This window comes from Sphingobacteriaceae bacterium GW460-11-11-14-LB5 (assembly GCA_002151545.1).
Classification (GTDB): Bacteria; Bacteroidota; Bacteroidia; order Sphingobacteriales; family Sphingobacteriaceae; genus Pedobacter.
Genome location: CP021237.1, coordinates 2,010,483 through 2,025,378, shown reverse-complemented (window position 1 = coordinate 2,025,378; position 14,896 = coordinate 2,010,483). Strand labels below are relative to the sequence as shown.

Genomic DNA, 14,896 nt, shown 5'->3' with positions numbered 1-14,896 from the left:
AAGGTTAATTTTTTTATTTGTTTTGTTGTTAAGTACAAAGGTCGGAGCGAGTCCGACCTTTTGCGTTTCATTACTTTACCTTAATATATTTTTCGATAATTACCCGGTCGACGCCAGCTTTCTCTACCTTTTCAACACCTTTCTGAATCAAAGTATCTTTATTAATGGCAAGTTTAAATTTAAAAGTCTTGCCTTCCCAATCTTTGTTTTTGTAATATTCCAAATGCTCGGTATAATCGTCTTTGTCTAATACAAAACTTCCACCACCGGCATCAAAACTGCTTGTATCTTTAGGATTAAGGCTATGTTTTAAAAATGCAAAATGAGTGTTGTTAAACATTTTGATCATTTTCAGCTTGCCCGAATAATCTGTTGTCTGGCTGGTTCCGTTTTCGATGGTTGTAGCCGATAATAGCTGCCAGGTACCCTGAATATCAAGAGCTGAATCTTTCTTCTTTTCATTTTTAGTAGAACAGGACAATAGTCCAACTACTGCCAGTAGCATTAAAATGTTTCTCATAAATCGGATGTATATTGGTTATTGTTTTAAATATTTATCCCCTACCAGCCATTTTAATCAGCTTATGAGCGAGGTCTTTTCCTAAGTAACCATCTATAATCGCATGTACGATATATAAAATAGGCGTCATTAAAATGGCCACAACAAATTTATATGTATAGCCTACCAGGCCAATAGCAAATACCTGTTGCCAGCTGTAATGATACTGCGGGTTGATATAAAATGCAATAAATATAACCACAAAACTGTCAATAAACTGAGAGACTAAAGTAGAGCCCGTGGCACGCAACCAAAGTGCCCGCTCCCCTGTTATTCTTTTAATTTTATGGAATATCAACACATCCACCATTTGTCCGATGATGAAGGCCGTAATCGATCCTACAATGATCCACATCCCTTGCCCGAATATGCCGGCAAATGCGTTATTCATATTGAGGTCTTCTCCATTTATGTTTTGATGCACCCAAAAATCGGCGGCAGTTAAATGCATGGATCCCCACACGACAATAAAGGCAAATGAAATTAATATGGCCGTAAGAATGGATAAAAACCGAACTTGTTTAACACCAAAATATTCATTGATGATATCCGTCATGATGAAAATAATTGGCCAGGTTAATACTCCTGCCGACATTACAAAGGATAAATGCGGCACACCGAGTAAATTGATATCGAACTTTTTAAAGCCCAGCGTTTCTTCAACACTGAATAATTTAACTCCGATAAACTCTGATAATATAGCGTTGGCTACAAAAAAGCTACCCAGAATGAGTAGTAAACGGCTTTCTTTGGTCTTAAAAGTCATAGACTATAAATCTATAAATAAATAGCAGATTTAGCATAGCGATCATCATATTTTTAACATAGATAACACAAAGATTACGCAGGCAGGTTTTTACGGGTAGCTTTAAATGATGGGCAATAAAAATATAATTTTTACAATCGTTCGACCGTAAAAATAGGTTAACAACTTAAATCTCCCAATCTTTGCGCCATCAAAATCTGGTTATCTTCATGGCTAAAAAACAACATTTCTACCTCATCCTCATTTTAGGTTCATTGGCTGCTCTTGGCCCCTTCTCTATCGACATGTACCTGCCTGGTTTTGTTGATATTGCAAAGGATTTAAGCAGTAATGAATCTACTGTAGCCCTATCATTATCGAGTTTTTTTATCGGGATTTCTGCCGGCCAGTTATTGTATGGTCCGCTATTGGATAAATTTGGGAGAAAAAAACCGCTATATTTTGGTTTGGCACTTTATATCCTTTCCTCTTTTCTTTGTTTGGCCGTAACTGATGTGAACCAGTTAATTGTTTTACGTTTTGTACAAGCCATTGGAAGTTGTGCTACGGCTGTAGCCTCGGTTGCTATGGTTCGTGATCTGTTTTCTGTAGAAGAAAGCCCGAAAGTATTTGCCTCCCTAATGCTGGTAATCGCGGTTTCACCGATGCTTGCCCCAACTGCAGGTGGTTACTTAATTTCGGCCTTAGGCTGGAAATACGTGTTTGTATTTTTAGGCTTGATGGCCGTTTTAATGCTTCTCGCTACAATTTTCAAACTGCCGGAGAGTTATAAGCCAGATCCGAATTACTCTTTAAAACCAAAGCCAATTTTAACCAATTTCTTCACGGTTTTAAAAGAGCCTCAATTTTATACCTATGCTTTAATTAGTTCAATAACCTTTTCGGGATTATTCGCCTATGTATCTTCGTCGCCTCAGGTATTTATGAAAATATATGAAGTGAGTAAAACTGGTTATGGATGGATATTTGCCCTGTTATCGGTATCGTTTATTGGTTCGAGCCAGGTAAACAGCCTGATATTGAAATGGTTTAGCAGCAAAAACATTGTCACCTATGCACTTATTGCACAATGTATTTTCAGTTTAATATTTTTGGTATTTGCTTTAAATAACTGGTTAAATTTATACTCAACAATCGGTTTTATTGCTTTATTTCTGGCTTGCTTAGGTTTAATTAATCCAAATGCTGCTGCTTTGTCGCTCGCGCCATTCACCAAAAATGCGGGTAGTGCATCGGCTTTAATGGGTGCCTTGCAAATGGGATTAGGCGCTCTGGCCTCGGTAATGGTAAGCTTATTTAGCGAACACTCGGTTGTGCCTATGCCATTGGTAATGACAGCAGCTGCATTTATCGCTTTATGCTGCTTGTTAATCGGCAGAAGGTTCATCACCACTGAAGTGGATGCATCATCTGATTCGGCAGTTATAGCGCATTAAATATCATATACAAAGACACCAGGGACATATAGAAATAATCTGAATGCCCTCAGTGTCTTTGTGATTAAGCTATGGTACAAATAACTTGTAAATTAAATAGCAAATAATCGTACCTACTGCTGCGATGATAAAACCGCTTAGTCGTTTCTTTTTGATGAAACAGATTAAGATAATTCCGGAGATAGACACCAGGGTCATCAGTACTGCCGAAATATCGATAATCCACGACCAGGCTTTACCCGAATCCCTGCCTTTGTGCAAATCATTAATCACGGCCACAGCGCCAAACCTGGTTGTAGTTAATTCGTATTTACCGGTTTCGCGGTCGATAAAGGAATCAGCCAGGTAACCCGGGCCATTAAAGGTAAGGCTCAGTTCTCTGTCATCCATCCTAAAATCACTTAATGCGCCTTTCACCGCATGTTTATTCCTAAAAAACTCAACAATCTGTAACTTGTTAATTTTATTGGTATCAGGTTGGTTTACCCATTTTAAGTTTACTGATCCGGAATCCTTTTTAACCACTTCCTTGCCTGAAGTAAACCAATCTGCATGGTTCAAAGTCAGGCCCGATACAGCGAAGAACAACAGGATCGTAAAACTCACCATCGATAAGTAAATATGCAGCCAGCGTGATAAACCAGCTAAACGTTTTTTACCCTTGCCCTTCCCGCTATCTTTTTTAACCTGCTTTTTCCCCAGGCCGCTAGGTGCAACCGTGATCTTATTTTTTTGCGGTTCCGATTTTTCTGTAGTCAAGGGATGCTGATGTTAGTTCTGTATTTGGCGTTAATTCTATTTTTTTTGCAGTGCCGGTAAATTTCATTTCTTGCGCAATTACCTGGTAAGTTCCATGTTCACGGGCCACTTCAATAAAAACGGTGTAAGTACCTGCTTTTACCAACTTACCGTTATCGTCTTTTCCATCCCATGATAAGCTATACTTACCTGGGCCACGTGTAGCCGAGCTCGTTGAACTCAGTTTCCCCTCTGCTCCTTTTTTAAACTCTTCGCCATTGGCACGGTTCCATGATTTTAAATCTGGCAGCCAACGTGGTTTATTATACCAAATGGCAAGATTACGTACAGGTGTTTTAGCCGCATCTTCAATCCATACAGCCACAAAGGGACGACGAACACGTTTACCATCTGTAGATTCTATATTGGCAATTTCTAAGTTTACCACTAACTCATATTTAGTATTCCAAAGTTTATCAGCTTTATTTACTTTTTCTAAAACAGCAGCAGGCTTATTTAAAGCAAACTCGTAGTTAGCCCACTCTTTGCTTTTAATTTCTTTACCTTCTTTAGTAATCAACAGGTATGCGATATCATTTCTGGTCGCAGTCATTGCTTTAATCTCGGCAAGAGAAAGTACATTAAAAGAAGTCGCTAAAGCACCGGCTTCGCTGGCATCTGAGGCGATAACCGTTGCGCTGATTATTTCAGAAACAGGATTTCCGGTACGTGGATCAACAATATGCGAATACCATTTTCCATTTACATTAAAACCTCTGCGGTAATTACCGCTGGTAGCCACAGCCTTGTTTGATACTTTAATCGTCGTTAGCGCTACATCGTTTTCGGCATCAGCTTTAGGATTGGCTATTTCAATAGCTTCGGGCTGATTTCCTTTAATTACCATATCGCCACCAATATTTACGACTACGTTTTCAATTCCAGGGCTTTGAACAGCCTTCTCAGCCGCTTTATTAATGATATAACTTTTTGCAAAAGAATTTAAAGCTAATGGCACATCATCCAAACGTGTAACCGTTTTATCCTGCTCATTGAGCACATAATGTTTTTGTTTCACCAAAGCGACTGCATTTTGTAATGTTGTGGCAGATGGTAAACGGCCTTCGGCAGCTGCCTTTTTCCAAACATCACCAATAACTTTAGCTGATGCATCAAGGGCACCATTGGTTAACACTTTATAATTTTCGAACTGCTTTAAAACCTCAAACAAATCTGTTGAAACCTTGGTGGTTTGTTTACCATTATTCATCCATCTGCTAAACTCGCTGTTTGCTTTATAAGCACTTAAAATATCATCAAGCCTATCTATTTCGTTTAATGCACATGCTTCGGCTAAATCTGCATCAGCCTGGCTAACTGTTTTAAATTTTAATTCTAAAGATGTGCCCAATACATTTTCGTAGTTGGAAACAAATGTTCTTAAAGCTTTTTTCGGGCTAACAAATGCAGAGGCACTTATTACCAATAAAAAGGCAGCGGTTAAGTGTTTAAACTTCATATTTAATGGATAATTGAGATTTTAAAATGCAAAGAAAGGGCTTTATCTGGAATAATTTTAAATAAGAAGAAATATATTTGAAATAATACAAATTTCTTGGCCTAAAATCCGTGCACAGCCACCCTGGTATTGCGTTGTTTATGACGTTAATTTAGCGCAAGGGTTTAATGGGGCCGAAAAAGTTTTAATCGGGCACAATTGCTATCATGGGGTTCAGTAACCGGGCATTTAGCATCGCTTTTTACGCTTTAAGCTTTTTTTTCCTATTTTCGCTTATAAGATGCTTAATATACAATCTAAACTCCCTGGCGTAAGTACCACCATTTTTTCGGTGATGAGTAAACTTGCAGCAGAACACAATGCCATTAATCTTTCTCAGGGATTTCCTGACTATGCCTGCGATCCAAAACTAGTTGAATTGGTCAATAAAGCCATGCAGGATGGTTTTAATCAATATGCCCCTATGCCTGGTTCTACTTTTTTAAAAGAAACCATCGCAGAGAAAGTTGAAAACCTATACAACATCAAATACAATCCCGAAACCGAAATTACGGTTACAGCAGGTGGAACGCAAGCGATTTTTACCGCATTGGCGTCCATTATAAATGCAGGTGATGAAGTTATTATTTTCGAACCGGCTTACGATAGCTACGCACCTACCATTAAACTATTAGGCGGTCTGGTTAAAACCTATGAACTTGCCCCGCCAAACTATGCTATTGACTGGGATATGGTTAAAAAGTTATTTACGGCCAAAACCAGAATGATTATCTTAAATACACCACAAAATCCAACGGGTAGTATTTTATCGTCAGATGATATGAAATCGCTGATTAAGCTCATCAGTGGTACCGATATTTTAATCTTGAGCGACGAAGTTTACGAACATTTAATTTATGATGAACAAAAACACCAAAGTGTAATGCTCTACCCTGAATTAAAACAACGAAGCTTCATTATAGCCTCCTTTGGGAAGCTTTTGCACGCTACAGGCTGGAAGCTCGGTTATTGTTTAGCTCCGGAGAAATTAACCAAAGAATTTAGAAAAGTACACCAATTTAATGTTTTCAGCGTTAATAGTCCCATGCAGCAAGCTATTGCCCATTACATTAAAGAGCCAAAAAATTATACTGAAATAGGCAGCTTTTTTCAGCAGAAGAGAGATTATTTCAGAAGCCTCCTGGCCGAAAGCCGTTTTAAACTTTTGCCTTGCAACGGTTCATATTTTCAATGCGTAAGCTATAGCAGCATTAGCGATGAAAAGGATACCGATTTTAGCATGAGACTGATTAAAGAATTTGGAGTGGCCACCATTCCGGTTTCTGCATTTTACCAAAAAGGAATCGATCATAAAATTATCAGGTTCTGCTTTGCTAAAGAAAACGCCACACTTGCCCTAGCGGCCGAGAAATTAAAAAACGTTTAACCATCCCAACTAAATAAAAATGGAAGCACCTGTTTATACTCAAATAGAAAACCTGAAAGTAACAGTCTTTCAGGCCTATCTTTTTTGGGAAAACATTGAGAAAAACCTCTTAAATCTGGCACTTAGACTATCGATGGGTGTAAGGGAGAAAACCGATATTATTGTTTTACCCGAAATGTTCAATACAGGTTTTAGCATGAATTCTGAAGCCTTAGCAGAAGAAATGGGTGGAAAAACGATGCAGTGGATGCAGAAAATGGCGCACCAGTACAATTGCGTAGTTACGGGAAGCATTATTATAAAAGAAAACAATCAATATTTTAACCGTCTGATCTGGATGGAGCCAGATGGCAAAAATCAGCATTACGACAAACGCCACCTGTTTGGCATGGGTGATGAGGATGAGCACTTTAGTCCAGGTAAAGAAAAACTTATTGTCGAACTGAAGGGTTGGAAAATCAGACTGGCTATTTGTTATGATTTACGCTTTCCGGTTTGGTTACGCAATGTGGATCAGGAATACGACATCTTACTTTTGGTGGCCAACTGGCCAGATAAACGATCGGCACACTGGAAGGCATTAATTCCGGCCAGGGCAATAGAAAACCAAAGTTATGTGATTGCAGTTAACCGTGTTGGGCATGATGGAAATCAGATTTACCACAGTGGATTATCCATGTGTTTAGATCCTTATGGCAATACGGTGTACTATAAACCTGAAGATGAAGATTTATATACCTTTAGTATCAATTACGAAGAGCTGGTTAAAGTAAGAAGGCAATTTCCGTTTTTAAAGGATGCAGACCGGTTTACGATTAGTTAAGTTAATAATCAATATTCAAATTGCAATGATCAAATTGGAGCCATCATTCAACAATTTAGCAATCACAACAATCTAACAATTAAAATAACCAATATTTAAATAGCGTTGAGCAATTAAACGATTAACCCATTCAAACCATTAACCATCAAAATGTTTAACCGCCGTAAATTTATAAAAGCATCAGCCCTGTCGGCTGGATTGCTGGCCATTGATAAAAGCAGTATCGCCAATGTTATTCCGCAGGAGGAAACAGCAGCAAAAAATTTTCCCATTGTCATTTCGACCTGGGATTTTGGGATTGCTGCAAATGCCGATGCCTGGAAAGTATTATCAACCGGCGGAAGTGCGTTAGATGCTGTAGAGCAAGGGGTTTGGGTACCTGAAGCTGATGAACACAACCAATCGGTTGGGTATGGCGGTTTACCAGACCGCGATGGCCACGTAACCCTCGATGCCTGCATAATGGACGAACTGGGTAACTGTGGTGCTGTGTTAGCGCTTGAACATATTAAACACCCTATCTCGGTAGCGCGTAAAGTGATGGAAAAAACACCGCATGTAATGTTAGCTGGCGATGGTGCATTGCAGTTTGCGCTAGAGCAAGGTTTTAAAAAGGAAAACCTGCTTACGCCTGCCAGTGAAAAAGCGTGGAAGGAATGGCTAAAAACGGCAAAATATGCGCCGGTAATGAATATCGAAAATCAGCTCTATCAAAAAGCTGCACCGCAAAAACTTCCGGGAAACCAATATAACCACGATACCATTGGCATGCTCGCTATTGATGCCAAAGGAAATATTTCGGGCGCCTGTACAACCAGCGGCATGGCCTATAAATTACATGGAAGGATTGGTGATAGTCCGATTATTGGGGCTGGCCTTTATGTCGATAATGAAGTTGGTGGTGCAACCTCAACCGGCGTAGGTGAAGAAGTGGTCAGAAATGTTGGCTCTTTCCTGGTGGTAGAATTAATGCGTCAGGGTTATACCCCCGAAGCCGCCTGTAAAGAAGCGGTAATGCGCATCATTAAAAAGAAACCTGAAACTGCCAAGAACATACAGGTGGGATTTTTAGCCATCAACAAAAAAGGCGAGTATGGTGCTTATGCCATTCAGAAAGGTTTTAGTTATGCTGTGTGTAACGCAGAAAAACAGGATCTTTTAATCAAAGGCAAAAGCTATTATTAATATGTTGAATTTTCCCAAACGATAAACAAAAAGGAAACCGGTAAATGGGATTATTATCTAAAATTTTCGGAAAGAAAAATGTAGCGGAACGCAAGGGCGAGCCTGATATGGTTTATGTGCCCGATGAAGACGAGCGGATGAACTGGGCGATCGAAAAAGCCAGGTTAACCCTTTGGTATTTCGAAGAAAGTTTAGAAAACCCACAACCTTACCAGAACTATTTTTCCATTAAAGTACTCATTACAGATGGTGATGAGGGTGAACATATTTGGTTAACAGACCCAAATTTTGACGATGAAGGGAACTTATTTGGCACCGTTGGCAACGAACCGGTAAACATTAGATCCGTAAAATTCAACCAAAAAATCGGCATAGAGCGTGATTTAATTTCAGATTGGATGATTATCGAAAACGGCAGGTTAATTGGCGGATATACCATAAGGGCCATTAGAGATGGTGTAGCAGAAAAAGAGAAGGCAGCATTTGATAACAGTATAGGTTTATATATTGATGAAGGTGTTGATTATTTTAAAGCCAATTTAGAAACGCCGGAAGGCGCTATACTGGCCATCGAAAAAGCATATAACGATAAAGATATTGATGCCGCTATTGCCTGTAAGGATTTTGATGAAGAAGCCAAATCTTTACTTTCTGTAATGAAAATGGAGATTGATCAGGATATAATCAATGAAACCGCCGAAGTACTTAAACTATCTTTCATTAATAATATAGAAGAACACGGATTTCCTGATTTTTCAACTGTCCAGAATGCTTTTCCTGAGCGTAAAAAGGTTGACGAAACCCACTGGGTCATTACAGAAGTATGCTGGTATCCGGATGGCGGAAAGTCGGTGCAATTACTTAATACCTACAAATCCCCGAAGGGATGGGTAGTTTTAGGACCGGCAGGTCCGCAGGAATAATATAAATTAATTAAATCTAACATCATGAGTGAAATGGCAACGGGTTGCCTGGAAGTATGCGCTAATTCGTATCAATCGGCAGTAGCTGCCCAAAATGGCGGCGCGAAAAGAGTAGAGTTTTGCGATAACCTGGCAGAAGGTGGTACTACACCAAGTTATGCCCAGATTTCATTGGCCAAGAAAAACCTATCTATCGAAGTTTGGCCCATTATACGTCCGCGTGGAGGCGATTTTTTGTATTCTGAAATTGAATTTGAATTAATGAAAGAAGATATAAAAATCTGCAAATCATTAAATTGTGAAGGCATAGTTACCGGAATACTTAAAGCAGATGGCACTATCGACAAAGAGAGATGCGCTGAACTGATTGAGCTGGCCAAACCTATGGAGGTAGCTTTCCACAGGGCATTTGATATGAGTAACGATATGGACCAGGCACTGGAAGATTTAATCGAACTCAACATAAAAAGGGTACTCACCTCTGGCGGCGCTTCTTCTGCCATTTTAGGGGCAGAAAAACTAGCGCAGCTGGTAAAAAAAGCCAATGGCCGGATTATCATTATGCCGGGTGCAGGGATCAATGAAAATAACATCAAAAACCTTATTGATCAAACCGGTGCCACACAATTCCATGCCTCTGCCAAAGAATTTGTTCCGAGTAAAATGGAATTCAGAAATACCGAAACCAAAATGGGCAGTATAGAAGATGAATATCGCTACGAGCTCACTTCCGAAATAAAAGTGAAGGCTTTGATTGATTGTATAAATGAGGCCGTTAGTTAAAATAGTCCTCGTTTGCAACGAGGATTGGCGAGATTCGCATTCATAATGCAAAATGAGCAGTTTAATGGCGATAAAATCGCCTTTCTCCTTCATCCTCGTTACAAACGAGGACGATTGCTAAAAATAATTATTTAGCTAAGCAGGAAAAATTGATGTATTTTATACAAACCCCTGTTCCATAAACCCGGTAGAAGCGGCAGCCTCCGATTTAAGCACTATTTTTTGCCTTTTTATTGTGCGCTTGCTTGTTTCACAGGTTTATCGGAGCTATAGCGGATAACGGGACTACCGTTTCCGAAGCACTATTGAACGCTCATTTTCTAATAAAAATAAATATAAAACACGGGAAATGGCTCGCGAAACCATTGCATACTTAGCTAAATAAACCATCAAGCTCAAAAAAATGAAAATAATCTTCAAAACCTATAACTTCCTGGTTTTACTTGCCACCCTACTTTTGGCTACTTCATTATTGGTACCAGCAAACAATCTCGCTTTCAATATTCACGACACTTATTATATGATCGATAATATTCCACTCATCAGGTGGTTTGCTATATTTTTATTCATATTCGCATTATACTATAAATTATTAAGACCATTTTTAGCTTCAAATAAGCTGAGCTGGTTTCACATTTTGTTGTCTGTTTTATTCTTTTTTGGTGCTTATTATTCCGCTTATAATTTCAACAGGTCATTCTCCCTTGTTGAGCTAACCAATGCAGATTCTTTAGATTATTCACAAGGATTTAATGCAAGCAGCGCTGCAATGGTGCTTGGGTTTCTGCTTGTCCAGCTATTACCCATCATCAATCTTATAATTGGTTTAATAAAACGAAAACGTTCGGCGCCGCTATCTGCCTGATCACTACTATTTCGCTATGTAAAGTCACGAACAAAAACGATTCACATTTATTTAATATTCAAGTAATTAGTTATATTTAAGTAACCAATAAACTAATTATCATGAAGAAATTATCAACCCTAATCGTGGCTACCTTACTTTTTGCAGCATGTGAGAACAAGGAAGCTAAAACTACTGATACTGCAACAGCAGACAGCACCAAGTATCCATATACCATTAAACAGGTGCAAAATTGGGAAATGAACCCCGATACCAAAAATGCAGTAACCGCCATGACACTGATTAAAACATTCGAAAATTTAGATACGGCCAGTATGAGCAAGGTACTTGCCGACAGTATGTCCTTAGCCGTAGATGGCTACCAATTTAAAGGTACAAAAGCGCAGTTCCTTAAAGAAGTACAAGGTGAGTTTAATAAAATGAAGGGCTTTAAAATCGAAATGCAGGATATGGAATCGGTAGTGAACAAAGATAAAAGTGAAGAATGGGTAAGCTTGTGGTACAACCAGGTTTCTACCACAAAAGATGGCAAAACCGATACGGTGGCCTTATTTAATGATATTCAATTGAGAAACGGAAAGGTTGTCCGATTATCAGAATATATTCAACACCCAATGAAGAAATAACTAAAAAAGGGCGGGCGGACTATTAAAATTGTCCGCTCTGCTATCTATAATCTATTAATCCCCACTTCCCGGAACATAATGCAAGCCTGGTGTAAGGTAATGAAGCAGAATAACCCTCGAATAACGGTAATTAATGGGTGATAACAATAAAACACCGGTTAAGATTAAACCAACATAATACCACAGGTTTTCATAAATTAAAGGTAAGCCCAAAACATACGATGCTACTCCAATCGTAATAATTTCTGCAACATTCATTGCATAACTTACAAACATCGCAACATAGAAAAACCCTGGTTCACGCTCAAATTTTAAGTTACAATGCGGACAGCTAACATTTGTTTTTTGCAGTCTGAAAGAATAAGCACTTCCGGTAAAAATCTCACCTTTGCGGCAGCGCGGACATTTACACTGCATAAAAGCCTGGAATTTAGATAACTCAGCCATAATCTTCTAATTTAATTGTACAAAGGTAAGTCTAAAATTAAAGACTAATTATGATCTACATCATGTTTGAGGATTGGTTCACTGGTTCATTAGTTCACTGGTAATTAGTCATTAGTTCATTGGTTCTTGTTTAATACAAAAAACACTAAACCTTTACTATTTTTCCTTTTAGGGTTTTGATCAGTCCTTTTTCGGCTAGTATTTTAGTGCCACGGATTACTGTTTCTACCCGTAAACCAGTCATATCGGCTAATTCTTGTCGCGTTACCTTTAAATTTTCACCTGTGGCTATATCATTAAGAAGGTAATTGATAATCGTTAACAAGCGATGATCAGCCTTTTCGCTGGCCAGTTCTTCCAGCATCATCGATTTATAAAAAAGGCGGTGACTTAAGGTCCGGATCAAATCCATGCTAAAATCAGGCTCGTTTATGATTAGGTCGAAGAAATCTTCTTTATTGACAGCAATTAGCTGCGAATCTTTATTGGTAATGGTAAAAGCTAAATAAGGCCGGTCTATTAATAAGGCGGGTTCGCCAAAATACTGTCCCGTTTTAAAAACGCCCTGAATAAATTCCTTTCCTTCATCGCTCACGGTAACCATTCTCACCTCACCCGATTTGATAAAATACACATACCGGGGCTGCATATCCGGCTCATAAATAACCGAATCTTTTAGGTAACTTTTAACTTTTAAGCCTTTATCAATCAGTTTTTGGATATTCATCGTTGCTTATAGTAGTTTAATCCGCTTAATCGTTCATCATTCCTGCGCAGTTGGGAATGACGCTAATGACAAGATTTAGGAAAACTACCCTAAGGTCTCCTTCATTAAGCGGGTATAAAACTCTTTCAATGTTATCCCCATTGCAGCTACCTGTTGCGGAATAAAACTGGTTGCGGTTTGACCAGGAATGGTATTAATTTCGATAAAATAAAACTTACCGGTTCCTTCTTCCAGAAAGTAATCGACACGCACTACTCCCCTGCAGTTTAGTTTTTTGTATACATCTTTTACCACCTGCTGCACACGACTTAGCTCTTCTTCATTCATCCTGCCCGGTGTAATTTCTTCCGTTGCGCCTGGAGTATACTTTGCTTCGAAATCAAAAAACTCATTTGCCGGGATAACCTCTGTTGTTGGCAAAACAATAATTTTTCCTTCCGCGCCAAAAACGCCGATCGAAAACTCCCTGCCGCTCACAAACTCTTCTATTAAGATCTGAGTATCTTCCTTAAATGCTTTTTCAACCGCTTCTTCAAGATCATCAGCATGTTTCACTTTACTCATGCCAATGCTGCTGCCCCCGCTATTGGGTTTAACAAAATAAGGCAACCTTAAATCCTGTTTAATTTGATTTAAATTATGGTTTCCACCCTTAAAAATCTGAACAGATTTTGCTGTATATAGGTTATTTATACCTTCTACAACCGCTTTGGTATAGCCTTTATTCATAGTAATTGATGAAGTTAATGCATCACAGGCGGTGTATGGAATACCTAACATATCAAAATAGCCCTGTAATTTTCCATCCTCGCCAGGAGAACCATGTATGGCAATAAAAACACCATCAAACTTAATTTTTCGGCCTTCCAGTGTTAAGGAAAAATCATTTTTATCAATTTCAATTTTAACAGAGTCAGCAGGTTCATAAAACCAGCCCTTTTCGTTCAGCATAATCTTATACACATCGTATAAATCCGGGTCGATATTCTGGGCAATAGTGGCCGCGCTTTTCACCGAAACAACCCATTCGCCTGTGGTACCGCCTGTTAACAATGCTATCGTTTTCTTCATGTTAAAAATCCTTTTATAAATAGAAATTGAATATAAATATATCCTCAAAAATATAAATATCTTTGTGCTTTAGTGATATTGATTGAGAGAATTTATTCAATGCTGGAATGAAGAAATTAGCGAATGATGGAATGGGGAAATCGATTCTATAATTCAATCAATCATTAAAATAGTTACATTTGAGCTTGTACGCATAACCCAAATTTAAGATTCATGTCTAAATTTATAGATTATTTAAAAACCAAGTCGTTTAGGAACAACATTTTAGCTGCAATTGTAACCGTTGTTGTGTTGCTGCTGATTGCTTTTTTTAGTTTAAGATATTATACCAAACACGGACAAGGTTTGAATGTACCGATGGTAAAGGGCTTATCTTTTGAGCAAGCCGTTAAGAAACTCGAAGACGCCGGATTAAAATATGAAGTAGATTCTGTTTTTATTATGGATCAGCCTGCCGGGATTGTGATTGACCAGGATCCTGACCCCAATACCTTTGTAAAAGATAACCGTACCATTTACTTAACCATTAATGCCGGAAAAACACCGAATACAAAATTCCCGGATATTGCGTTTAAAACCTTACGTGAAGCACAAGCCATTATAGAGAGTTCGAGATTAAAACTTGGAGATACGACCTATAAACCGGATGTAAGTCGCGATGTGGTTCTGGAAGCTTCTTTTGGCGGTCAGCCGATAGCGGCCGGACAAATTGTACCTGTTGGTTCGAGGATTAACCTGGTATTAGGTGATGGGCGCGGAAACGAAGAAGTAGATATTCCACAGCTTATGGGATTAACCATGGATGAAGCTAAATTTAGCTTAAGGGGTTCGAACCTGAGTTTAGGTACCATTATTTACGATGGACCTATTACCGATAGTGCTGCCGCTATTATTATTAAACAAGATCCTATGCTGGTTGATTCGTTAACCAAGGTGGCTATAGGAACCAAGATTAACATTACACTATCTAACAAACAACAATAAACACGTATTACATTACAA

General features: G+C 38.7%; 16 protein-coding genes. 9 read left to right on the top strand and 7 right to left on the bottom strand.

The window, feature by feature from the left end; translation table 11 throughout:
- Nucleotides 1-70: 70 nt before the first annotated feature.
- Both CA265_08165 and CA265_08160 read right to left on the bottom strand, forming a co-directional pair.
- Nucleotides 71-520 carry a hypothetical protein gene (locus tag CA265_08165; protein ID ARS39624.1) on the bottom strand — a complete coding sequence of 150 codons (450 nt, stop codon included), beginning with the start codon at nucleotides 518-520 and terminating at the stop codon, nucleotides 71-73.
- A 34-nt stretch (nucleotides 521-554) separates the two neighbouring features.
- A complete protein-coding gene (locus tag CA265_08160; protein ID ARS39623.1) occupies nucleotides 555-1,325 on the bottom strand; it encodes a hypothetical protein in 771 nt (256 codons plus the stop codon).
- A gap of 209 nt (nucleotides 1,326-1,534) precedes the next feature.
- Between CA265_08160 and CA265_08155 the strand changes: the two genes are divergently transcribed.
- On the top strand, nucleotides 1,535-2,761 hold the full coding sequence (locus CA265_08155) for a Bcr/CflA family drug resistance efflux transporter (GenBank protein ID ARS39622.1): 1,227 nt from the start codon (nucleotides 1,535-1,537) through the stop codon (nucleotides 2,759-2,761).
- A 69-nt stretch (nucleotides 2,762-2,830) separates the two neighbouring features.
- Here the strand turns inward: CA265_08155 and CA265_08150 are convergent, their stop codons facing one another.
- Both CA265_08150 and CA265_08145 read right to left on the bottom strand, forming a co-directional pair.
- The gene (locus tag CA265_08150; GenBank protein ID ARS39621.1) at nucleotides 2,831-3,520 is read right to left on the bottom strand and encodes a peptidase; all 690 of its coding nucleotides are present in this window, start codon (nucleotides 3,518-3,520) and stop codon (nucleotides 2,831-2,833) included.
- Nucleotides 3,486-5,018 carry a hypothetical protein gene (locus CA265_08145; protein ID ARS39620.1) on the bottom strand — a complete coding sequence of 511 codons (1,533 nt, stop codon included), beginning with the start codon at nucleotides 5,016-5,018 and terminating at the stop codon, nucleotides 3,486-3,488. The genes CA265_08150 and CA265_08145 overlap by 35 nt, the downstream gene beginning before the upstream one ends.
- A gap of 280 nt (nucleotides 5,019-5,298) precedes the next feature.
- Between CA265_08145 and CA265_08140 the strand changes: the two genes are divergently transcribed.
- The 7 genes from CA265_08140 to CA265_08110 all read left to right on the top strand — a co-directional run bounded on the left by CA265_08140 (nucleotide 5,299) and on the right by CA265_08110 (nucleotide 11,649).
- The gene (locus tag CA265_08140; protein ARS39619.1) at nucleotides 5,299-6,444 is read left to right on the top strand and encodes a methionine aminotransferase; all 1,146 of its coding nucleotides are present in this window, start codon (nucleotides 5,299-5,301) and stop codon (nucleotides 6,442-6,444) included.
- A gap of 43 nt (nucleotides 6,445-6,487) precedes the next feature.
- Nucleotides 6,488-7,267, top strand: coding sequence for an amidohydrolase (locus CA265_08135; GenBank protein ARS42928.1), 780 nt, complete (start codon nucleotides 6,488-6,490; stop codon nucleotides 7,265-7,267).
- Between the two features lie 150 nt (nucleotides 7,268-7,417).
- A complete protein-coding gene (locus tag CA265_08130) occupies nucleotides 7,418-8,452 on the top strand; it encodes a glycosylasparaginase (protein ARS39618.1) in 1,035 nt (344 codons plus the stop codon).
- A gap of 44 nt (nucleotides 8,453-8,496) precedes the next feature.
- A complete protein-coding gene (locus CA265_08125; protein ID ARS39617.1) occupies nucleotides 8,497-9,375 on the top strand; it encodes a hypothetical protein in 879 nt (292 codons plus the stop codon).
- 24 nt (nucleotides 9,376-9,399) lie between these two features.
- Entirely contained in the window at nucleotides 9,400-10,158 is a 759-nt protein-coding gene (locus CA265_08120; protein ID ARS39616.1) for a copper homeostasis protein CutC, read from the top strand.
- A 403-nt stretch (nucleotides 10,159-10,561) separates the two neighbouring features.
- On the top strand, nucleotides 10,562-11,023 hold the full coding sequence (locus CA265_08115) for a hypothetical protein (protein ARS39615.1): 462 nt from the start codon (nucleotides 10,562-10,564) through the stop codon (nucleotides 11,021-11,023).
- Nucleotides 11,024-11,124: 101 nt separating this feature from the next.
- A complete protein-coding gene (locus CA265_08110) occupies nucleotides 11,125-11,649 on the top strand; it encodes a hypothetical protein (GenBank protein ID ARS39614.1) in 525 nt (174 codons plus the stop codon).
- Nucleotides 11,650-11,703: 54 nt separating this feature from the next.
- Here CA265_08110 and CA265_08105 read toward each other — a convergent pair whose 3' ends face one another.
- The 3 genes from CA265_08105 to CA265_08095 all read right to left on the bottom strand — a co-directional run bounded on the left by CA265_08105 (nucleotide 11,704) and on the right by CA265_08095 (nucleotide 13,894).
- Nucleotides 11,704-12,096 (bottom strand): DUF983 domain-containing protein, encoded by a 393-nt coding sequence (locus CA265_08105; GenBank protein ID ARS39613.1) that lies wholly within the window; start codon nucleotides 12,094-12,096, stop codon nucleotides 11,704-11,706.
- A 145-nt stretch (nucleotides 12,097-12,241) separates the two neighbouring features.
- Nucleotides 12,242-12,823, bottom strand: coding sequence for a cyclic nucleotide-binding protein (locus CA265_08100; GenBank protein ARS39612.1), 582 nt, complete (start codon nucleotides 12,821-12,823; stop codon nucleotides 12,242-12,244).
- A gap of 84 nt (nucleotides 12,824-12,907) precedes the next feature.
- Entirely contained in the window at nucleotides 12,908-13,894 is a 987-nt protein-coding gene (locus CA265_08095; protein ARS39611.1) for a D-alanine--D-alanine ligase A, read from the bottom strand.
- A gap of 213 nt (nucleotides 13,895-14,107) precedes the next feature.
- Here CA265_08095 and CA265_08090 point away from each other — a divergent pair, with 213 nt between their 5' ends.
- Nucleotides 14,108-14,878 carry a serine/threonine protein kinase gene (locus tag CA265_08090; GenBank protein ARS39610.1) on the top strand — a complete coding sequence of 257 codons (771 nt, stop codon included), beginning with the start codon at nucleotides 14,108-14,110 and terminating at the stop codon, nucleotides 14,876-14,878.
- Nucleotides 14,879-14,896 lie beyond the last annotated feature (18 nt).

Bases quoted from the DNA above. Each gene is read 5' to 3' on its own strand.
- CA265_08165 (ARS39624.1), bottom strand. From the start codon at position 520: ATGAGAAACATTTTAATGCTACTGGCAGTAGTTGGACTATTGTCCTGT.
- CA265_08160 (ARS39623.1), bottom strand. From the start codon at position 1,325: ATGACTTTTAAGACCAAAGAAAGCCGTTTACTACTCATTCTGGGTAGC.
- CA265_08155 (ARS39622.1), top strand. From the start codon at position 1,535: ATGGCTAAAAAACAACATTTCTACCTCATCCTCATTTTAGGTTCATTG.
- CA265_08145 (ARS39620.1), bottom strand. From the start codon at position 5,018: ATGAAGTTTAAACACTTAACCGCTGCCTTTTTATTGGTAATAAGTGCC.
- CA265_08140 (ARS39619.1), top strand. From the start codon at position 5,299: ATGCTTAATATACAATCTAAACTCCCTGGCGTAAGTACCACCATTTTT.
- CA265_08130 (ARS39618.1), top strand. From the start codon at position 7,418: ATGTTTAACCGCCGTAAATTTATAAAAGCATCAGCCCTGTCGGCTGGA.
- CA265_08125 (ARS39617.1), top strand. From the start codon at position 8,497: ATGGGATTATTATCTAAAATTTTCGGAAAGAAAAATGTAGCGGAACGC.
- CA265_08120 (ARS39616.1), top strand. From the start codon at position 9,400: ATGAGTGAAATGGCAACGGGTTGCCTGGAAGTATGCGCTAATTCGTAT.
- CA265_08115 (ARS39615.1), top strand. From the start codon at position 10,562: ATGAAAATAATCTTCAAAACCTATAACTTCCTGGTTTTACTTGCCACC.
- CA265_08110 (ARS39614.1), top strand. From the start codon at position 11,125: ATGAAGAAATTATCAACCCTAATCGTGGCTACCTTACTTTTTGCAGCA.
- CA265_08105 (ARS39613.1), bottom strand. From the start codon at position 12,096: ATGGCTGAGTTATCTAAATTCCAGGCTTTTATGCAGTGTAAATGTCCG.
- CA265_08100 (ARS39612.1), bottom strand. From the start codon at position 12,823: ATGAATATCCAAAAACTGATTGATAAAGGCTTAAAAGTTAAAAGTTAC.
- CA265_08095 (ARS39611.1), bottom strand. From the start codon at position 13,894: ATGAAGAAAACGATAGCATTGTTAACAGGCGGTACCACAGGCGAATGG.
- CA265_08090 (ARS39610.1), top strand. From the start codon at position 14,108: ATGTCTAAATTTATAGATTATTTAAAAACCAAGTCGTTTAGGAACAAC.